Annotated in this window: 17 protein-coding genes; 7 read left to right on the top strand and 10 right to left on the bottom strand. The window is 41.3% G+C overall.

Annotated features, from left to right (window positions below; translation table 11 throughout):
- Positions 1-14: 14 nt before the first annotated feature.
- Entirely contained in the window at positions 15-464 is a 450-nt protein-coding gene (locus LXL81_RS20015) for a septal ring lytic transglycosylase RlpA family protein (RefSeq protein ID WP_234648539.1), read from the bottom strand.
- Between the two features lie 269 nt (positions 465-733).
- Here LXL81_RS20015 and LXL81_RS20010 point away from each other — a divergent pair, with 269 nt between their 5' ends.
- A complete protein-coding gene (locus LXL81_RS20010) occupies positions 734-1054 on the top strand; it encodes a DUF3276 family protein (RefSeq protein WP_090335433.1) in 321 nt (106 codons plus the stop codon).
- A gap of 186 nt (positions 1055-1240) precedes the next feature.
- Positions 1241-2344, top strand: coding sequence for a redox-regulated ATPase YchF (ychF, locus tag LXL81_RS20005; RefSeq protein ID WP_234648538.1), 1104 nt, complete (start codon positions 1241-1243; stop codon positions 2342-2344).
- A gap of 101 nt (positions 2345-2445) precedes the next feature.
- Here the strand turns inward: ychF and LXL81_RS20000 are convergent, their stop codons facing one another.
- On the bottom strand, positions 2446-2841 hold the full coding sequence (locus tag LXL81_RS20000) for a hypothetical protein (RefSeq protein WP_234648537.1): 396 nt from the start codon (positions 2839-2841) through the stop codon (positions 2446-2448).
- Between the two features lie 81 nt (positions 2842-2922).
- Complete coding sequence (locus LXL81_RS19995) at positions 2923-4203, bottom strand: DUF5103 domain-containing protein (RefSeq protein ID WP_234648536.1); 1281 nt, start codon at positions 4201-4203, stop codon at positions 2923-2925.
- Positions 4204-4309: 106 nt separating this feature from the next.
- Between LXL81_RS19995 and LXL81_RS19990 the strand changes: the two genes are divergently transcribed.
- Positions 4310-4897 (top strand): Uma2 family endonuclease, encoded by a 588-nt coding sequence (locus LXL81_RS19990; protein WP_234648535.1) that lies wholly within the window; start codon positions 4310-4312, stop codon positions 4895-4897.
- Between the two features lie 64 nt (positions 4898-4961).
- On the opposite strand, the gene LXL81_RS19985 is transcribed toward LXL81_RS19990, so the two are convergent.
- A complete protein-coding gene (locus LXL81_RS19985) occupies positions 4962-6911 on the bottom strand; it encodes an ABC-F family ATP-binding cassette domain-containing protein (RefSeq protein ID WP_234648534.1) in 1950 nt (649 codons plus the stop codon).
- A gap of 248 nt (positions 6912-7159) precedes the next feature.
- Here LXL81_RS19985 and LXL81_RS19980 point away from each other — a divergent pair, with 248 nt between their 5' ends.
- The 3 genes from LXL81_RS19980 to LXL81_RS19970 are packed head-to-tail and all read left to right on the top strand — an operon-like array spanning position 7160 to position 8180.
- Positions 7160-7384 carry a type II toxin-antitoxin system HicB family antitoxin gene (locus tag LXL81_RS19980; protein ID WP_234648533.1) on the top strand — a complete coding sequence of 75 codons (225 nt, stop codon included), beginning with the start codon at positions 7160-7162 and terminating at the stop codon, positions 7382-7384.
- Entirely contained in the window at positions 7381-7581 is a 201-nt protein-coding gene (locus LXL81_RS19975) for a type II toxin-antitoxin system HicA family toxin (protein WP_234648532.1), read from the top strand. The genes LXL81_RS19980 and LXL81_RS19975 overlap by 4 nt, the downstream gene beginning before the upstream one ends.
- A gap of 11 nt (positions 7582-7592) precedes the next feature.
- Positions 7593-8180 carry a bifunctional precorrin-2 dehydrogenase/sirohydrochlorin ferrochelatase gene (locus tag LXL81_RS19970; protein ID WP_234648531.1) on the top strand — a complete coding sequence of 196 codons (588 nt, stop codon included), beginning with the start codon at positions 7593-7595 and terminating at the stop codon, positions 8178-8180.
- A 6-nt stretch (positions 8181-8186) separates the two neighbouring features.
- Here the strand turns inward: LXL81_RS19970 and LXL81_RS19965 are convergent, their stop codons facing one another.
- The 6 genes from LXL81_RS19965 to cobA form a co-directional block, all read right to left on the bottom strand.
- Positions 8187-8660: a nitrate reductase associated protein gene (locus LXL81_RS19965; protein ID WP_234648530.1), complete on the bottom strand. Its 474-nt coding sequence runs from the start codon at positions 8658-8660 to the stop codon at positions 8187-8189.
- A 7-nt stretch (positions 8661-8667) separates the two neighbouring features.
- The gene (locus LXL81_RS19960) at positions 8668-10128 is read right to left on the bottom strand and encodes a rubredoxin domain-containing protein (RefSeq protein ID WP_234648529.1); all 1461 of its coding nucleotides are present in this window, start codon (positions 10126-10128) and stop codon (positions 8668-8670) included.
- A 241-nt stretch (positions 10129-10369) separates the two neighbouring features.
- Positions 10370-13927: a nitrate reductase gene (locus tag LXL81_RS19955; RefSeq protein WP_234648528.1), complete on the bottom strand. Its 3558-nt coding sequence runs from the start codon at positions 13925-13927 to the stop codon at positions 10370-10372.
- A 25-nt stretch (positions 13928-13952) separates the two neighbouring features.
- Entirely contained in the window at positions 13953-15266 is a 1314-nt protein-coding gene (locus LXL81_RS19950; RefSeq protein ID WP_234648527.1) for an MFS transporter, read from the bottom strand.
- Between the two features lie 67 nt (positions 15267-15333).
- On the bottom strand, positions 15334-16695 hold the full coding sequence (locus tag LXL81_RS19945; RefSeq protein ID WP_234648526.1) for an alginate export family protein: 1362 nt from the start codon (positions 16693-16695) through the stop codon (positions 15334-15336).
- A gap of 230 nt (positions 16696-16925) precedes the next feature.
- Positions 16926-17684, bottom strand: a complete 759-nt coding sequence (gene cobA / locus LXL81_RS19940) for a uroporphyrinogen-III C-methyltransferase (protein ID WP_234648525.1) — start codon at positions 17682-17684, stop codon at positions 16926-16928.
- 279 nt (positions 17685-17963) lie between these two features.
- Between cobA and nirB the strand changes: the two genes are divergently transcribed.
- A complete protein-coding gene (gene nirB, locus LXL81_RS19935) occupies positions 17964-20480 on the top strand; it encodes a nitrite reductase large subunit NirB (protein WP_234648524.1) in 2517 nt (838 codons plus the stop codon).
- Positions 20481-20529 lie beyond the last annotated feature (49 nt).

The following is a 20529-nucleotide window of genomic DNA, read 5'->3' as shown; positions in this document are numbered from 1 at the left end:
ACCAGAAATCGTTGTTAATCTTTCGTCCGCATGGAAATTATTTTTCCGACTTTATGATCGATATCTTCATTGGAATCCAGCATAATCATTCCTTCCATACCAACAATACGCATAGAAACTTTTGCAACTCCACTCGAAACGATGCCGATCAGACGTGCTGCTTCTTTACTGATATCTACAATTCTGTTGTGGGAAAATGGGCCTCTGTCATTAACGCGTACTATAACTTTCTGGTTGTTAGACAGATTTGTTATTTCCAGCATAGTATTTAAGGGTAATGAACGGTGAGCTGCGGAAAGCTCGGAACTTTGATGTGTTTCTCCAAAGGAGGTTTTCCGGCCCTCAAAGCGGGAAGAATAGAAAGAAGCGCTGCCAACTTCTGTTTTGCCAAGACTGATCTGTGCGTCTGCTGTGAATGCTGCCAGTGACAAAAAGAAAAGAATCAGAATCCGAGGATAAGTCATATCTGAGAGTTTAGGTGAAACATAATTAAGCCCATCGGGCCTTAATTCTTTACCAAAATCGACAAACCGTGACGGCCACAATAATGTCGATTCTTCAAATGTAACGGATTTAACCCAAAAAATTGTACACTGTACCGATAAAGTACAAGAGAAATGTCGAAAATTTAATTTTTCAGGCGTTAAGGATTTGCTAATATGTGCCGGTTTTTTTGTTCGCAGCAATAAACTTTCTATTTTAGCGTTTGCAAACCTATTAAAAACTAAACATAGTGGAAGACAGAGAGCAAATCTACTCCAAAAGGGTCAGGGCGGGAAAACGGACTTACTTCTTCGATGTTCGCTCAACGCGATCCAACGATTATTACCTAACCATTACCGAAAGTCGGCGTCATCCGCAGGGAGAGGGCTTTACGTATGAAAAGCATAAAATGTTTTTGTACAAAGAGGACTTTGATAAGTTTGTAGAAGCTTTGAAAGATGCAGTAGATCACGTGAAAACGGAATTAATGCCAGAAGTTGATTTTTCTCAATACGAAGCCAAAGCGGATGAAGTAGACGCCATTGGTGAGTCAGATTTGAAGTGGGAGTAAAAAAACTTTACGTTTTTAAGAAGGCCTTCGCAAATCATTGACGAAGGCTTTTAGTTTTTCTGTCCGGTAATTGGTAATTTTGCATGAAATTATCAGGACTTGCTATTTAGGTAAGGCCATTTACCATTTTAATATGATGAGTTTATTGGCTTACAAAGTCTGCTCATCTCATTTGTCTTAGTTTTTATGAGCCTTCAATGTGGAATTGTTGGATTACCGAACGTTGGGAAATCCACTTTATTTAATGCTATCTCTACCGGTAAAGCCGAAGCAGCCAATTATCCTTTTTGTACAATTGAGCCCAATGTTGGGGTTGTAACTGTTCCTGATGAACGTATTGACGTATTAATCGGATTGGTAAAACCACAAAAAGTGATACCTACGATCATGGAATTCGTGGATATTGCCGGATTGGTAAAAGGCGCGAGCCAGGGTGCTGGTTTGGGAAATAAATTTCTTGCCAACATCCGTGAAGTAGATGCGATCGTTCACGTGGTTCGTTGTTTTCAGGACGAAAATGTCGTTCACGTTGAAGGAAAAGTTGATCCTGTTTTTGATAAAGAGATCATCGATATCGAATTGCAGTTAAAAGATCTTGAATCGATCGAAAAAAAAATTCAGAAAACTGAAAAAGGAGCAAGAGCGGGTGATGCTAAGGCAAAAGCAGAACTTGAACTTTTGAAAAAATATAAAGAAACACTGGAAGCCGGGAAAAATGCCCGTAGTCTTGTGGTTTCTGATGCAGATTTGAAAGAAGCTGCGGTTGGTGATTTGAAATTGCTTACGGACAAGCCGGTGCTTTATGTAGCAAATGTGGATGAAGATTCGATGCTTTCTGGTAATGAATATTCTGAAAAATTGAGAGAAGCCGTAGCACATGAAGGTGCCGATGTGATCATTCTTTGTGCCGCTATTGAATCACAGATTTCAGAAATCGAAGATGAAGAGGAGCATGAAATGTTCCTTGGAGAGTATGGCTTGAAAGAGTCAGGACTGAGTAAACTGATTAAAGCATCTTATGCGCTTTTAAATTTGATTACTTATTTTACGGCAGGTGTGAAAGAAGTTCGTGCATGGACGATCGTGAAGGGCTGGAAAGCGCCGCAAGCTGCCGGTGTCATTCACAGCGATTTTGAAAAAGGATTTATTCGTGCCGAGGTTATTAAACTGGCTGATTATGAGTTATACAAATCAGAAGCCGGTGTAAAAGAAGTAGGGAAAATGGCTGTTGAAGGAAAAGAATACGTTGTTGCAGACGGCGATATCATGCACTTCCGTTTCAATGTGTAAATGATGTATATATTCGTAGGTTAGAAATATGTTAAAAGAATTGGTAGTCAACTAAAAAATTGACTACCATTTCTTTTTGATACCCTCCCTGGTAAATTATATTAATCCTCAATCTGATTTGCCAGATCTTTATGAATCATGGCGCGAAAGGTATCAGCCATATAAATGATATTATCAATCTGGAACTGTGCTTTTTGTAAAATACTGACGCTAAGACCATCCACAATCAATCTGTCAAAAAGCTGGTGCAGCAAAATCAGTTCATTCACATTGACAGAGAAATCCCTTACAATATACATTTGAAATCCCCGATCTTCTTTCTTTGAAAAATAAAGGACAAGAAACAGATCTGTTGTGTTAAAAAAGGAGATTACCTGATCTTCGTCAAATTTTGACGGCATTTCATGATGGTCAACCAGGCAATCAATTATTTCAGTCTGGTCGCTTGTCAGATACAAGTTAGGTGTTAAATCCCAAGCGGGTGAGTTCGCTTTCATAGAGGTGATTTATGAATAGGTGTCTTTATATCTATAATATACTAATCTTTTAAAAAATTAGATCATTTCAAGAAAAATAAATTATCTTCTTCGGTTCCACTCTACTGTTTTATAACCTACCAACAAATCGGAACGGCCAGCTGGAGGCCGGTGATAGACAAGTATATCATAATCGTTTTCTGTCACAGCATAATTTCCTTCAATATTCCCCTCGTCAGGTTTTTCACCAGCTCTGACCGTTGTATAGTCGTAATTAATGACACCCTGTTTTATAACCATCTGGCACTGATATGCTTTTGCATCAGCGTTGTATTCCATTTTATTGCGGTCATTGAGTTGCCATAGATTGTACGCGCCGTTCACATAGAAGGTTGCGTCGGGATCTTCGGCGATTTTTAATGTGAAAAGAACAGGAGTATAATCGGCTTCCACGCTTCCACGGCCGGATTCTTTTTGATCCACAAAATACTGGCCATTCAAATCTTCTATCTGTATGTAGCCATTATCAGCCCGTGATTTATCCGGCGATATAGCAAGGCTTGTCTGGTCTGCGGCACGCTCGATTTCATAAACGCCATAACCTCGCCCGGATAAAGTTCGGCTATCAAAATACCTGAATTCATTTCCGCCGGGAAATGTATTTTCCAGATTGAAGAATGTATATTCTAAAAGCTGATCAAACGGCTGGACATTAGTTGGCTTGAAATTGGTTTTTGCCTGATCCCAACGGAAGTTTTTACGAATAAATACCTTCAAATCCTGCTGTGGAGAAATCAGGTTGTAGCCTTTGTAACTGATACTGAAATCAATTTGCTGATCAGTGAATTGCTGCTGAATGCCCTGCGAAAAACGAGCCTCAGCCGTAATTCCTATCTTTGTGTCATAAATCATAAATCTTCTGGTTAAAAGCGTCTTTTTTCCTCTGTCAGTATAAACCATCAAAACATAATTTCCTGACAATTTCAGTTTTGGTACTTCAAATCTGTAATGTGTATACGGGACTTTTGTACTAAACGATTGTTCGTAGGATGTGATCGGATAATCGTTATACTCATAAGTAAATTCAATATCGTTCAGATTTGATTTGGTCCAATCGGCGTTACAAGAGTAAATTTTTGCACGTAATCCTGTCATATTGGTACTCATATCATCAAATTCAAGCACAAGCGGAAAGGTGCTTTGAATGGGGATGATCGGCGGTGAAATTAGTCTGGTTGGATTTTCTTTATCCTCAATACCGGGATATAACAAAACCGTTTTAATATCGTCGTTATAAATAAAATCTTCCAGGCGCACGTCCTGAAACTGTGCGTTGGAAGTAAAGAAACTCAGACTGAGAAGTGTAAAAAGTATATAGCGCATAAAATAGGTTTGAGACAAAAATGTAACTTTTAAACAAAGACAACGTATTAAGGACAACGATGTTTTTTAACATAATTAACTATTTTTGTTGTAGAACCGAAACAATATGACAGCACAACCTCAAAAATATTATTCAGAAGAAGAATATCTGGAAATAGAACGCGACGCCGATTATAAAAGCGAATATTATAAGGGTGAGATTTTCGCGATGGCCGGAGCTGGTCATAATCATAACCGGATTGTAGGTAATTTAATGGGTGAATGTTACATTGCTTTTAAAGGAAAGGAATGTCGCACTTATTCCAGCGACCAACGCATTCACATTCCGGAAACGGGACTTTATACTTATCCGGATTTGCTGATCGTTTGTGATAAAAATCAATACCTGGATGATAAAAAAGACACGATACTAAATCCCACGGTCATTATAGAAGTACTTTCTGAAAGCACCGAAGCTTATGATCGCGGTGAGAAATTTCATTTTTATCGGAGCATACCCTCTTTGCAGGAATATGTTCTGATCAATTCCCGGTCATTTGCGGCAGAGGTTTTCCGCAAAAATGAAGACGGCCTTTGGTTTTTGGCATCGGAAGCGTATCAATTGAAAGATCAGTTGGAGTTTGCCAGTGTTGGCCTGACACTTTCAATGGAAGATATTTATGCGCAGACAGAAGATTTATTAAAGTCGGCTTAAAAGTAAAAGGTCATTTTCGCGCGAAGCTGAAAATGACCTTTAAGATTTTATCAAAGCGAAATTATTATCCTAATTCTTCCACTTTCATCATGGCATTTTCCCATGATTCGGTTGCTTCATCAAGCTTTTTCTTGACGTCAGCGTAAAACTTGTTCAATTCAGCCAGCTTGGCAGAGTCATTATAAATCGAAGGCTGAGCCAATTTTGTTTCGGTTTCAGACTTTTTGGTTTCAAGATTGCTAATCGTAGCTTCCAGCTCTTCAACCTGTTTCTTCGCCTTTTTTAGCTTTTGTACATCTTCCGGAGAAGTTGATTTATTGTTATTCGGTTTCTGCGTATTTCCATTAACCGCCTGATTGCTCTTTACTTGTGGCGGCGCACTGCTAACCGTTGCTTTTTCACTCACAGCTGACTGCAACCCGCGCTCTTCAATCCATCTTTCATACTCTACATATGTTCCAGGATATTCCTTGATCTGGTGATCTTCGATATACCAGATTTTATTGGCAATTGATTCAACGAAATATCTATCGTGAGAAACTACGATGTAACTTCCTTCATACTGCTGCAAAGCCTGGATCAAAATATTGACCGACTGCATGTCCAGGTGGTTGGTAGGCTCATCTAGCAACAGGAAATTTGCTTGTGAAAGCAGAACTTTTGCTAAGGCTACACGGGATTTTTCACCTCCGGAAAGTACCTTAATCTTTTTAAATACATCATCTCCCGAAAAAAGGAAACAGCCCAAAACCGTACGTAATTCCGTTTCTGTTTTGGTCGAGTTTGCGTATTTAAGTTCTTCTAAAAGATTATGATTAACGTTCAGAGATTCAAGCTGATGCTGAGCGTAGAATGTAAACATCACATTATGCCCCAATCTTCTTTTTCCTTCAATCGGCTCTGTACCCGCTACAACACGCAAAGCCGTAGATTTACCACGTCCATTCGCTCCGATTAATGCAATTTTATCACCGCGCTCCATGGTAATACTGGTATGGTCCAGAATCACTTTGTCGCCATATGCTTTTGAAGCATCTTCCAGCTGGAAAACGTGACGGCCTGGTTGGGTAGTGAACTGGAAACGGAAATGAACTTTTGCATTTTCGTCAACAACAGCATCCACAACATCCATTCTGTCAAGTGCCTTAACACGGCTTTGTACTTGTTTGGATTTTGTTGCCTTGGCTTTAAAACGTTCAATGAAACGTTCTGTCTGCTTTATTTTTGCCTGCTGATTTTCAAAAGCCCCGCGCTGAATATCATTACGTAAAGCTTTTTCTTCCAGATAGTACGAATAATTTCCGGAATATAAATTCAATTTTCCTCCTGAAACCTCAACAATTGTATCAACGGTATTGTCAAGAAATGCCCTGTCGTGAGAAACCACGATCACGGCACCTTCATAACTCTGAACATATTTTTCAACCCACTGAATAGACGGTAAGTCCAAGTGGTTGGTAGGTTCATCGAGCATCAAAAGAGACGGTTTTTGCAAAAGAAGTTTTGCAAGCATTACCCGCATTCTCCATCCCCCTGAAAATAATCTTAAAGGTCTGTGAAGATCATCCGTTACAAAACCAAGTCCTTCCAGGATTGCCTCTGCTTTGGATTGAATGGTATAACCGTCAAGCGCATCAAACTCGTCCTGAACTTTCGCAAGTTTATCTACGAGTTCATCGCGGTAGTTATGCTCCATATCATGCAGGATTTTATCAATCTGCACCTGAAGCTGATTCTGGCGTTCAAATGCCTGCATGGCAACGGCCAAAATTGACTCATCGCTTTGGTATGAAAGCAAATCCTGGTTCAGGAAACCAATCGTGCAATCTCCTGATTTAGAGATGCGCCCTTCATCCGGCTGATATTCCCCATCGATCATCCGAAGCAGGGTAGACTTCCCTGTTCCGTTCAACCCGATAAGGCCAATTTTCATTTTTGGCTTAATATGAAGCGACGCGCCATCGTAAAGTGCACGGTCGCCAAGAAAATAACTGAGGTTCGTAATCGCGATCATGCCGCAAAGGTACGGATAAGATAGAGATTGTAAAAATGCAACTTGTTGGAATAGTTATAAAATCAAATAGTTAATCCGAAATATGACATTAATCTTGTAAATTTGTGTTGTGGGTTACAAATAGTTTTACTGAGGTTTTAAGAGGGGCACAGAGTTTTTTCTTTAACAAAAATAACTCTGTTTTTCAATTGATACTTCGGCCTGCTGTGGGGCTTAGGATAATTATTATGATCAAATTTTTTTCATACATGAACTATACATACAAGTTGAGGCTGGTGCCAGAGGCTGAGGGAGGATATACGGTTTTTGTTCCGGCTCTTCCGGGATGCATTACTTATGGTGAAAGTATCGACGAAGCATTGGAAATGGCGAAAGAGGCTATTTCTTTATACGTTGAAGAGTTAACAGAACGGGGGGAGCCAGTTCCCGATGATAGTAATACTTTGGAGTACTCTCTTAGTCTTGTTGCTTGAACTTATCACCGAAATATTTAATAAGACTTTTAGAGTATAATGGTTTTATTTTTAAAAGATCGAAAGGATCGCATCAGGTTTTTTACAACGAGCATTCCAACAAGACGGTCATAGTGCCGTTTCATGGAGGAAAAGATCTAAAAAAAGGAACATTTCTAGCCATTATTAAACAAGCTGGAATAGATATCAGCAAATAATAATCTATATTTTGAATAACCTATTCCCCATCTTCCTGAAACTTGAAAATCTCCATACACTGATTGTTGGTGGGGGATATGTTGGTCTGGAAAAAATTACTGCGGTTTTAGATAATTCGCCAGAAGCTAGGGTTACTTTGGTTTCTCCGGAAATAAGGCAGGAAATTCGTGAGATCGCAATTAATAACGAAAGGATTTCCTTGATAGAAAGAAAGTTCGAAGATGGTGATTTGTCGGAAAAAGATCTGGCCATTGTGGCGACGAATGACAAGGAAGAAAATAAACGAATTAAATCCGTCGCCCGGGCTAGACATATGCTTTGCAACGTCGCCGATACTCCTCCACTTTGTGATTTTTATCTTTCTTCCGTGGTTAAAAAAGGTAGTTTGAAAGTTGCGATTTCAACCAATGGCATGTCGCCAACGCTGGCAAAAAGGCTTAAAGAAGTGTTGACTGAGGCATTACCAGATAATCTTGAAACGGCCATGGAGCAATTGAAAGCGGTCAGGGATATGCTGAAAGGCGATTTTGCTTATAAGGTTGATGAGTTGAACCGGATTACTTCTGTCCTGGTGGAAAAGTCTGAGATTAAGGAGTAAGGTCGCTTAATGAACCAGTCCAAACTCCTGCATCGCTCTCGGGAAATTTTTCCCTTCATGTCCGGATCTGCTTAATTTTACCAGGGCAAATCTTTGAAGTGTATCAATTTTAATCCACTGTTTTCGTGTCAATCGGGGACAGTCCCACTCCGCTGCTTTTGTCTGTACTTCTTCTGGAACTTCGTTCAGAATATTCCAGCTATCGTCCACCGAAGCCAGTGAACCTGCTTCGTGACTGGCATATTTCCAAACCAGTTTATTTACAAAGTCGCCGTATTGATCAATTTCTGAATTGAGACAACAAGGTAAATACGCCAGTTGTGTTTTTTCTTCAACACTGATTTTTACCCATTCCGGAAGTTTTAATTTAATACCACAGGTGTCGAGTTTGTATCGGACAATCATTGGAATACAACGCATCGATTCAACAAAATCACTTTCAAATTCGAAGAAAAACGGAGTAATGATTTCAGTTTTCATTTTGATTTCAGATTAAATTGATTGCAGGTAGCTCAATTTCAACGAATTCATTTTTTTTGGTACCGCAGGTTGGGCAGGAATATTCCTCTGGTAAGGATTCAAAGGGTATATTTGGTAAAATATTATTAAGCTCGTCGCCATAATCAGGATGATAAATCGTCAAACAATTCGGGCATTGATGAACTAAAATTTTTGCCGATAATACATCTTTTATTTCATCCTCAATTTGAATTATTTCTGCATTTTCGAAGGTCCGGCGATTGTTAAATTGTCGGCATAATCGTTCAAGTTGCCATGGCAGGTGAATCTTGAACAACCCTTTTTGAAACAGGACATGTTTTCTGCTATTGGGATTGAAATTTTCAGTGTGATAAATGTCGTAAACACTTAGTAAAGAAAGCTGTGCAATACTGATCACCGATCTTTTTCGAACTAAAACGGAGCCAAAAACTTCTGATTTTTTTCGTGTCTGAATACCGAAGCAAAGTCCAAAAGTTCTTGTGTCATTTTTTTCAATATATCTTATCAAATAATCTTTGAGCCGGGTACCATCTACGGTGTGGTCTTCTGTTTGCCAGGCTAATTCGTTTGCTGCATGGCGGACATTGATATTGTGTTTACCAAGAATGTTACTCCATGAAGCACGTTGCGAATCTTCAATACCTTTGATAATTAATGACCTCCACGGAGTTACACAGATTTCACCAACACGGGTTTTCAGGCATAACAAACACAGGTCAATCAGAAACTCAACCGGAAACAGTTCATCGCGGCGGTATAATCCCAGCCAGGTTCTTGATTCATACCGGTTAAATCCCTCATAGTAAGGAAGTGAAAAAGATGGTAATTCCAATTCTTGCGTCGCTGGAATGGATACGTAAGCTGTTTCATTTCTTACCGCCTCATACAAACTTTCCAGACTCTGGCATTCCTGATGAAGCATGCAATTTTCCAGAATTTTTGCCAGCCGTCCGATTTCATTGGTATAAATTAATTCCGGCCAGCGGAATAGATTGTTGCTTTGTTTTAGTCTGATATATAGATACCAGTATTGTGGCTCTGGCGATGAAACGAAATTTAGATTTCCGGTGAAAAAGGGCGTAAAGCTCTGGTTTGAATCGGAAATATTGATTTTTAACTCAGGTTGATAATCAAAACTGTCCAGAACAGAATGATATTCGTTGTTGCCCAACCATTGTCCGGTTCTGAAAACTTCTTCGCCGCAATAGGAGCTGATGATATTTGGGTGTTTCTCTGTATTAAGTTCGTAGCTGATATTTAATTTTTGAAGATCTTTTTCAATAAAACGCACCACTTCGTAATGCACAGTCAATAACAGTTGCTGGCGCGCTCCGAACCTGACTTTCCGGATACCGGATGACCATGCGACCGTTAAAATATCTTTAAGATATCCCGGCGATACGATTCCTCCTGGGAGGTTGATTTTTATGGTGTAATAATCGCGCATGGTTATTTTGAAAATATATTGATAATCATTTGATTTTCGAATTGTCCGATTGGGGTTCGGTGGTATTCCTCCGGTGTGATTCCCCCGGCACGATTCCACGGCGCGATAGGGCGTTGCCCCATCCTAAGATATCGCATCCTTTCAGGGCCATGGAATTTCGGTCGTCATAGCCCTGAAAGGGCGACATATTTTAGCGTTGGGCAACGCCCATCGGATTTGGGTGTTTGGGATAATCCATTCATCACACCGCCACCATCTCCATCCGCTCCAAAATCGCCCGAACCTCCGGCCTACATGATCCGCAACCCGTTCCTGCGCCCGTTTTCTGGCAGAGTTTTTGGAAATCATTGCATCCATCACGAATTGCTTTTTCCAGATTTCCCTGTCCGACACCATTACAAGAACAAACCAATTTTCCTTCCATTGGATCTACACGCTGGCTGGCCCTTAACAATTGAAGCCGTTTTTCAGAGAGTTCAGTGCCCTTTGCAATCAAATCCCTAAATTCCAGAAATTCATTTTTGTCACCAATCAAAATAGCACCGACCAGCCTGTCCTGGTGAACGATACACTTTTTATAATATCTTTTTGATTTATCTATAAAGACAATCTCCTCATAAGTCGGGTCATTGGCCGGTGCTTCCGTCATACCAATACTGCTCATGTGCAGGCCTTCCATTTTCAGGATGTTCATTGAAACACTACCCTGATATGGCTGGGAGATATCACCTGCAATAAAATGAGCGGCGACTTCCGCCTGTTGTTCCGCTGCCAGCGTTATTCCCCACATTTGTCCCCGCCACTCAGCAATTTCTCCCGCCGTAAAAATGGATTCGTCCGAAGTCTGCATGTAATCGTTCACGAGAATTCCTCGTTTATTTTCAATCCCAGCCTCACTTGCCAGTTCAATCGTTGGTACTGTTCCAATGGCCAGAACAACCACCTGACACGCTATTTTTCGTCCTGATTTTAATAGTATTCCTTCAACTTTTGTATTTCCGTTATAGGTTGAAACTTCATCGTTGAAGAAAATTTCAATACCGCGGTCTGTCAAATCCTGATATAATAACTCACTCGCCAGAGGGTCCAGCTGCCTTTCCATCAATCGTCCGCTTCTCTGGATAACTGTTACCCGAATGTTCATTTTACGAAAGGAAGCAGCCAGTTCCAGTCCCAAAATTCCGCCGCCGACTATGACCGCATGTGCATCAGTTTGATTTACAAAAGGCAAAAGTTTGTCAGCGTCCATCCGCGAACGCATATTGAAAATACCTGGTAATTCCGGAACACCCTTGGGCATAAAAGATCTGCTGCCCATGCCCAGAATCAGTTTGTCGTAGGTATGCTCATTGCCTTCATTATCGGTCAGGATTTTATTTTTCCGGTCAATATGCACAATACTGATTCCTTTGTGAACAACAATATTGGCATCAGAAAACTGATCCTCCCTCAATTTTACAAGCTGCTCCCAGCTTTGTTCGCCGCTGATATAATCGGGGAGCAAAACCCGGTTATAAAACGGATAAATTTCTTTTGAAAAAACATGGATTTCATCATTTTGGTTGAGTGTCCGGTATGTATTGACAAAACCCAAACCGGCAGAACCTGCACCGATGATAATAATTTTTTCAAAGGGTTTTTTGTATAAAGAAACTTCAATTGCTGAAAATTTAAAATCCGGTTCTTTGGAACGAGGATCAACCAGCGAATTTGTAAGATTATTTGCCCGCCCTAAATTACTTCCCAAAATCTTCCCCCAGTGCATCGGTAAAAAGCACAATCCCTGTCGCACGTCTTCGGTCAATTGCGCTTTAACCCGAACTTCCCCGCGACGGCCCTGCACAACGACAAGTTTTCCTTCAGTTATATTTCTTGTTTCTGCATCCTTCGGGTGAATCTGCAAAAAAGGTTGTGGTATATGTTGTTTAAGTTTTGTTACCCGGCCGGTTTTCGTCATCGTATGCCACTGGTCACGGATGCGGCCGGTTGTCAGTACCAATGGAAAATGCTCATCTATTGGTTCAGAAGTATTTTCGTCCGCAATGGCAAAAATTTGAGCTCTTTTGTTAGGAGTATAAAAATTGTGATCTGTGAAAAGTCGTTTCGTTCCGACTGCTGACGAATCGGTTATTTCGTGATTAATTGTCGTTTCATTATCAACTGATTTTTTTGCCGCCAACGGCCACTGAACACTCCGTTTATTTTTGAGCAGATCGTAACTTACACCCGTCACATCAATATTCGAATTCGCTGTAATTTTGACATATTCGTCATAAACCTCAGATGAGTTTTTATAGTCAAACGCCTCTGAAAAACCCATTTTTTGCGCAAACTTCCAGATGATTTCAGCGTCTGGCAAAGCTTCCCCCGGCGCTTCAAGTGCTTTTGGCAGATAAGTAATCCGCCTTTCCGCATTGGTCATGGTGCCTTCTTTTTCCAGCCAGGCGGCTGCCGGCAAAACCACATCAGCGAAATGAACGGTATCAGCCAGATTTGAAACATCCTGAACTACCACAAAACGTGAATTTTTCAACGCTTTCTCTGCCATATTAAGGTCCGGCATACTCACAAGCGGATTGGTATTGATAATCCATATCGCCTTCAATCGATCATCGGCCAATGCTTCAAACATTTCAGTGGCAGTGAAGCCAGGTTTGTGTGCAATTTTAACCGGACTATCCCAAAAAGCCTCCATTTCTTCCCGGTGTATAGCATTGGTCACATCACGATGTGCGGGAAGAATATTGGCCAGTCCGCCCGTTTCGCGGCCGCCCATGGCGTTTGGTTGTCCTGTTAAAGAAAATGGACCGTTACCGGGAGAGCCGATTTTCCCTGTTATTAAGTGCAGATTGATCAGCGAAAGATTTTTATTTACCCCAATCACCGATTGATTTAACCCCATTGTCCATAATGAAAGAAAGCCTTTCGATTCACCAATCCATTCAGCAGCCTGATATACATCTTTTGCTGCAATTCCGCATATTTCAGCAGCTTCCTCAATCGTTCTTTCAAAAACCTTTTCCTGAAAATTTGAAAATCCGTCTGTGTGATTTTCTATAAAATCCTGGTTGATATATTTTTTTTCAATAAGAATCCGTCCAATGGCATTATTTAAAACGATATCAGTTCCAGGAATTATTCCCAAATGAAGATCCGACGAGCGGGCTGTATCTGTTTTACGCGGATCGACACAGATGATTTTTACATCCGGATTAGCCGCTTTATGTGCTTCAATTCTCCGCCATAAAATCGGGTGGCACCAAGCCGGATTTGCTCCTGTTACGTAAAAAACATCTGCTTCTTCAATATCATCATAACAAACCGGCACACAATCTTCGCCTAGCGAAAGTTTATAGCCTACCACGGCAGAACTCATGCAAAGCCGGGAATTGGTATCGATATTATTGGAACCGATAAATCCTTTGATGAGCTTGTTGACCAGATAATATTCTTCTGTCAGGCATTGACCGGAAACGTAAAATGCAACCGAATCAGGGCCGAATTTTTTAATCAGTGTTTTAAAAACAGCAGCAGTCCGGTCCAGCGCTTCGTCCCAGGTAACCTGTTGTAAAGGCATCGAGCGGTTCAGCCGCATTTGCGGATACAGCAACCGGTCCGACTGATCCATCACGGTGTAATGCAAATTCATTCCTTTTGAACAAAGCATACCTTTGCTGGAGGGATGTTCTTTATCTCCCTCCAGGCTCAGTTGGCCGTTAGTTTCCTTTGTCACAACTACGCCGCAACCCACGCCGCAATAGCAACAGGTAGATTTGAAGGTATCAGAGGAATTTTTCATAACAGCCAGTATATTTATTTAGTATCTAAGAATTCGCAGTTTCCAGCGTATTCGATTCGGGTACGGTTGTTCTTATTTTATCAAAATTGACCAAAGCGACAATCGCAGCCACACAAGCAATCGCAACACCGATATAGACAAAAGCCTGAGCGTAAGAGATTGAGCTGGACTTGAACAAGAATCCCGCCAATACAGCGCCTACATTTCCACCTGCGCCCACAATTCCGCTTACTGAGCCGATTGCTTTTTGATTAACAAACGGAACAATGGCATAAGTAACACCATTTGCCATTTTCAAAAACATAGCAAAACATAACATGCTGATCACGGCGATTGTCAGTGTAGAGCTTTGCGCGAAAAGTGCGATACCAATTCCTTCTAAAGCTAACAAAAGTGCCAATAAACGGCCTTTGCCAAGCATACCGTATTTCAAACCCACTTTATCCGCTACAATTCCACCCAAAGCCCGGGCGAATAAATTCATGAAACCGAATGTTCCCGCAAGGATTCCCGCAACTGCCAGCGTTGCATTGAAATTTTCAAAAAAGTACAAAGCTGCGATATTATCAAACGTAATTTCAATACCAAAACAAGCTCCGTATGCAAGAAAAAGTGCCCAGGTACGCGGGTCTTTCATCGCCATTGTCATGGTACCTTTCACTTTAACGGTCGAGTTTTGAGTCGATTCAGGTAGCTCATCAAAGTTTCCGGCTGGTGTATCTTTCGTGTAGAAGTAATAAACAAAAGCGAAAATCAAAAGAGCCACACCGGGAATAATCATGGCCAAACGCCAAGCCGATTCAGGTAAATAACCTGCACCGATAAATCCGGCGAAAATCAAAGGCATCACCATATTCGTAACCCCGCCACCCAGATTTCCCCAGCCACCTGCAACCGCATTGGCGGTACCCACAATTTTCTTGTCAAACATGACAGATGTGTGATATTGGGTAACGACAAACGAAGCACCGATCACACCAATCGCTAATCTGAAAAGTAAAAATCCTTCATAGGAGTGAACCAGCCCGACGGTCATAACCGGTATGGAACAGATTCCTAAAAGTGCAGTGTACGTTTTTCTTGGTCCCCAGGAATCACAAAGTTTTCCAACAGCGATACGGGCAATAACCGTTGCGGCTACGGATGCAATGATGATATTCCCGATTTGTCCTTTTGTTAAACCCAAATCCGTTTTAACAACGGTCATCAGCGGAGCCAGTCCGAACCAGCCGAAAAAGCATAGGAAAAAAGCCATCCAGGTCAGGTGGAAAGTACGCATTTGTACGCCTTTCGCACTGAATATATTTAATTTTTGTAACGGTTTATTCGACATTTCCATAGTTCAATACGTTTTAAACTTTTGATAATAAGAGTGATGCAGAATTTGAAATCTATATGATAAGAGGTTATTTCAGGAAGTCAGGCTTAATACTGATCATCAGATATGCCCAATTGGCCATTTTCTGTGGATCCGTTACTGCCTTTACCTGAGCAAGAGAATTTGTTGGTAAAAAGGTGCAATATCCTCCCTGAAAACTGATGGTTTTTGTTAAATTATAGGTGGCGATAATATCCAGTTCTTCTCCAAAATTGCTGCTCAGTTTTTCATCTTTGGCGTTGGTAATCTGCGCAGCACTTGAAAACTGGTGCAAATCAGCCTGCATAGAAAGCTTTGGAGATGCTTTGATCGTACTGGTCAGGTATAGGTCTGAAAGTCCGCCCTTCCCGAATCCGTTTGCAGCGTAGAAATAATCCATTTGTCCCCAAAACTTGTGCGGTGTTCCGTAAAGCGGGTCGAAACTTCTGTTTTTATTACTGCGAGAACCACTACCGGAAGTATAATCAAATCCTGGTCCGAAGCTGATAAATTTGTTTACGTCGTAAATAGCTCTCACCGTATACATATAAGACGATAACCGGACGCCATCTTTATCTTTTCCTTGCTGCAAATAACCACTGGCTGTAAAATTCCAGTTTTTCCCTAGTTTCGTCTGAATATAGGGCCCCAACGTTACCCGGCTGTTTACGCCTTTTTCAAGCGTTTTTGTGCCTGTTGCAGTCAAAGTATATTTCTGAAAATCGTCTTTTAAAATCAAAAATGAGACATTCCCCTGACTTAGCTTTTTACCCAAATAAACGAACTGCATCGACTTATACATCGTGCCTATTCCATTCGTTCCGGCGGCATAACCATTGGGTACGCCATTGTATAAAGTGCCTGTTTTTAACTCACTGTTCTGGTTATACGCAAAGCCTAAATGAGCGGTAAATCCTTTGTTGCCAAACTTGATTAGTGCCGCATCATGGCGTCTTGCCTGTTGCAGCCAGTCAAGGTTTCCGAGCAACCGGCTGTCGTCATAAAGCAATTCCTGGCGACCGATCTTGATTGAAAACTCTTTTCCAAGTTTGGTCTGATTGGTGTCCAGGAAACTAATTTCTCCCCAGGCCTCATGTAACATAAAACCATTTAAATTGGCACTAACGATGCGGTTATTGGTTGAAGCATCCTGTCCCCAAACCCGCACATCCTGTGCAGATATATAAAAATTTGTTCGGTAACCTTTGTATCCAACATTCAGCCGCGTGCGTTGCGAAGTAAAAAATGCCGGTTTGCTTCCTTTGGAAAGGGGTGAGCCTTGTCCGTCCAAAAGCTCGGAACGTGTGCGAAGCCGACCGGAAATGCTTAACTGAGCCGTTGATTTTGACGGTAGCAAAAATGACATTAGCAGGGCAGCTCCTGTAATCAGGAGGTAGATTTTTGATTTCATTTGAATCGGTGATAAAATGAAAAAAGTAACTGTTGCCATGACTATGGCAGAATTCGGTCACAGAGGCAACACCGTGCGCTCCGGATACTCAGGAATTTGCTTTATGTTCTTTTTTCCATTTTATTTGGTGCGTTTGTGTGATACATAAACAACATCCCTAGGTTTGAATAGCCCTGTTGGGATAGTACATAAGCCGATTTCGGTGTCCCCACACCGGATCGGCTTTTTTTCTAAGAGGCCAGATTGGCACTCTGCAAATATTCCATCGCATAGGATGGATGCAACCCGACAACCTCCCCAAGCACAATGATTGCCGGCGTGCCCAGTTTATTTTCTTTCACTAATCGTGGCATTTCCCAAACCTGCCCGATCACACTTTTTTCGTCCGCACGCGTTCCGTTCTGGATCACCGCCATCGGTAAATGTCCGCGGCCAAAATATTTATATAAATCACAAATTTCATTCAGTTTATTCATGCCCATCAACACAACAATGGTGGCTTTGGACTGTGCCGCCAACCGCATATCGTCAGACAGTTCACCGTTTCTGGTTGTTCCGGTAATGACCCAGAAACTTTCACTTACACCGCGACGGGTCACCGGAATTTCCAGGGAAGCCGGAACGGCTATACAGCTTGAAACGCCGGGAATTACTTCACAGCTAATATCATGATCGCGGGCATATTCCATTTCTTCATGACCACGCCCGAATACGAAAGAATCACCACCTTTCAAACGAACTACATGTCCGCGTTTCCGGGCAAGCTTTACAATCAGTCCATTGATTTCATCCTGAGAAAAAGAAGCTTCGCCCACTTTTTTTCCAACATATATTTTCATTGCTGCTTCCGGTGCAAAATCAAGAATTTCAGTGCTGACCAGTTCGTCGTATAAAACGACATCGGCTGTTCTTAAAACTTTGATTCCTTTTAAAGTAATCAGCTCTCCGTTTCCAGGACCTGCTCCCACGAGTGTAAGTTTCGCATCCATCTCTTTAATATATGTTCTGGTGAATATTAGAAATGTACTATGTATAGTAAATAGTAACTATTGCTGTATGTTGCTTCAAAATTAGTATCAATATTTTACAAAACAACATTTTTGCCAAAAATTAAGTATGAATTTTAACTTAATTTAGAATTAAAAGTTAGGAATTGATAAAAACACGTTTTAATTTTGACATGTGCTATTAGATAATAACATGGAACAATTATTAAAATAATACAATAAAACAACAGGGTTATTCAAAATTAATAGTTACTTATAACTATGAAAGCAAACACAAATACGCATATTGTTATCATTGGTAATGGTATGGTTGGCTACAAATTCTGCGAGAAATTGCTGGCCAGGAAAAAAAATGATCAGGAATTCATGCTGACGGTTTTTGGGGAAGAACCTCGTGTGGCTTATGATCGCGTGCATTTGAGTGAATATTTTGCTGGTAAATCTGCGGACGATCTTACGATGGCGAGTAAAGAATGGTATGAAGAAAATAACATCAGACTATTTCTTTCGGACCCGGTGGTTGATATCGACAGAGAAGAAAAATTGGTAAGATCTCATCATGGTCACGTAGTACATTACGACTATCTGATCATGGCAACAGGCTCCGGCGCGTTTGTGCCATCTATTCCCGGTGTGGAAAAAGATGGTGTATTTGTCTACAGAACAATTGAAGATTTAGAGCTTATCCAGGCATATGCCCGGAAGGCAAAAAGAGGTGCTGTTTTGGGTGGTGGCTTGCTAGGTCTGGAAGCGGCCAAAGCGTTGCTTGATCTTGGTCTTGAAGAAGCCCATGTGGTAGAATTTGCTTCACGCCTGATGCCCAGACAAATTGATGACGCCGGTTCTAAAATCCTGCAAAGTCAGCTGGAATCTCTTGGTTTGAATATCCATCTTGCAAAAAGTACGCAGGAAATTGTGGGTGACGATTGTATCAAAGGCATGCAGTTTGTTGATAATGCTTTCCTGGATGTGGATATGCTCGTGATTTCTGCCGGTATCCGTCCGCGCGATGAACTCGCAAAAATTGCAGGTTTGGAAACGCATCCTCGCGGCGGGATCATTGTCGATAACGGATTAAGAACTTCTGACCCTTCTATCTTTGCCATAGGAGAATGTGCTCTGGCGCATCATATGATCTATGGATTGATCGCTCCCGGATATGAAATGGCTGATGTGGTAGCCAATACTTTAACAGGTATTGATAAGGAATTTTTGCCTTACGATATGTCTACAAAACTGAAATTGATCGGTACTGATGTGGCAAGTTTCGGTGATCCTTTTATTGAAGAACCAGCCTGTATAACAATCCGCTACGAAAATAAAGCAAAAGGTATATATAAAAGAATCAATGTTTCGCCGGATGGTAAAGAACTGCTGGGTGGGATCCTGGTAGGTGATGCAGAGCAATACAATATGCTTTTACAAACCTGTAAAAATAAAACCATTCTTCCACCAGATTCGGAAGATCTTATTTTAGGTTCGCGAGGCGGAGAAGAGGCCGGTGCCGGGGTGATGAGTTTGCCGGATGACGCCCTGATTTGTTCCTGCGAAGCGATTACAAAAGGAATGCTTTGCCATGAAATTGGTGAAAAAGGCAATAACACGATAGATCTGCTGAAAAAATCCTGCAAAGCCGGTACTGGCTGTGGTGGCTGTGTTCCGCTGGTGAAAGATATTATCCAGGGTGTGATGAAGCAAAATGGGCAGTATATAAAAACAGTTATTTGTGAACATTTTGATCATTCCCGCCAGGAATTATTAGATCTGGTGAAAATGAATGGGTTGAAAACCTATGGTGAAGTATTGAATGAGTTTGGACATGGCGATGGTTGTGAAGTTTGTAAGCCGGTTGTCGCATCGGTACTGGCCAGTCTTTGGAATGAAAATGTTTTGACAAAAGACCGAGCGCCTATTCAGGATTCTAATGACAGGTATCTGGCCAACATACAAAAAGGAGGCACCTATTCAGTGGTGCCAAGAATTCCAGGCGGGGAAATTACCCCGGATAAATTGATTGTGATCGGACAGGTTGCTAAAAAATATAATCTGTATACCAAAATTACAGGCGGGCAAAGAATAGATCTTTTTGGTGCGCATGTCAATGACCTGCCGTTGATCTGGGAAGAATTAATTGATGCTGGTTTTGAAAGCGGTCATGCTTATGGAAAAGCGTTGCGTACTGTAAAAAGCTGTGTTGGATCAACCTGGTGCCGGTTTGGGGTACAGGATTCTATTTCTTTTGCTATTGAGATTGAAGACAGATATAAAGGAATTCGTGCCCCGCATAAGTTTAAGTCGGCTGTTTCTGGATGTATCCGTGAGTGTGCAGAGGCGCAGAGTAAGGATTTTGGTATTATCGCTACCGAAAAAGGATGGAATTTATATGTCTGCGGAAATGGTGGTTCAAAACCTCAGCATGCGCAATTGCTGGCCTCCGATATTGACAAAGAAACTTGTATAAAACTGATCGACAGATTCCTGATGTTTTATATTAAAACGGCCGATCCATTGACTAGAACAGCCACCTGGCTAAATAAAATGGAAGGCGGTATGTCATATCTGAAAGCAGTTGTCGTTGACGATTTGTTAGGATTAGCGTCCGCATTTGAAGAAGAAATGCAGACGTTGATCAACAACTACAAATGTGAATGGAAAGAAGTTGTGGGCAGTCCGGAATTAAGAAAACGCTACAACCATTTCGTAAACGTCCCTGAAAAAGATCCGACCATAACATTCGAAGAAATGCGTACCCAAAAACGAGCCAAAGAATGGGTCTAACCAAAAAGGCCTGAAAGGCCGACATATCTCTGCATCGGGCATCGCCCGA

This window comes from Dyadobacter sp. CY356 (genome assembly GCF_021440195.1).
Lineage (GTDB): Bacteria > Bacteroidota > Bacteroidia > Cytophagales > Spirosomataceae > Dyadobacter.
This window is presented reverse-complemented; position numbering and strand designations above follow the sequence as displayed.

Bases quoted from the DNA above. Each gene is read 5' to 3' on its own strand.
- LXL81_RS20015 (WP_234648539.1), bottom strand. From the start codon at position 464: ATGACTTATCCTCGGATTCTGATTCTTTTCTTTTTGTCACTGGCAGCA.
- ychF (WP_234648538.1), top strand. From the start codon at position 1,241: ATGAGCCTTCAATGTGGAATTGTTGGATTACCGAACGTTGGGAAATCC.
- LXL81_RS20000 (WP_234648537.1), bottom strand. From the start codon at position 2,841: ATGAAAGCGAACTCACCCGCTTGGGATTTAACACCTAACTTGTATCTG.
- LXL81_RS19995 (WP_234648536.1), bottom strand. From the start codon at position 4,203: ATGCGCTATATACTTTTTACACTTCTCAGTCTGAGTTTCTTTACTTCC.
- LXL81_RS19990 (WP_234648535.1), top strand. From the start codon at position 4,310: ATGACAGCACAACCTCAAAAATATTATTCAGAAGAAGAATATCTGGAA.
- LXL81_RS19985 (WP_234648534.1), bottom strand. From the start codon at position 6,911: ATGATCGCGATTACGAACCTCAGTTATTTTCTTGGCGACCGTGCACTT.
- LXL81_RS19980 (WP_234648533.1), top strand. From the start codon at position 7,160: ATGAACTATACATACAAGTTGAGGCTGGTGCCAGAGGCTGAGGGAGGA.
- LXL81_RS19965 (WP_234648530.1), bottom strand. From the start codon at position 8,660: ATGAAAACTGAAATCATTACTCCGTTTTTCTTCGAATTTGAAAGTGAT.
- LXL81_RS19960 (WP_234648529.1), bottom strand. From the start codon at position 10,128: ATGCGCGATTATTACACCATAAAAATCAACCTCCCAGGAGGAATCGTA.
- LXL81_RS19955 (WP_234648528.1), bottom strand. From the start codon at position 13,927: ATGAAAAATTCCTCTGATACCTTCAAATCTACCTGTTGCTATTGCGGC.
- LXL81_RS19950 (WP_234648527.1), bottom strand. From the start codon at position 15,266: ATGGAAATGTCGAATAAACCGTTACAAAAATTAAATATATTCAGTGCG.
- LXL81_RS19945 (WP_234648526.1), bottom strand. From the start codon at position 16,695: ATGAAATCAAAAATCTACCTCCTGATTACAGGAGCTGCCCTGCTAATG.
- cobA (WP_234648525.1), bottom strand. From the start codon at position 17,684: ATGGATGCGAAACTTACACTCGTGGGAGCAGGTCCTGGAAACGGAGAG.
- nirB (WP_234648524.1), top strand. From the start codon at position 17,964: ATGAAAGCAAACACAAATACGCATATTGTTATCATTGGTAATGGTATG.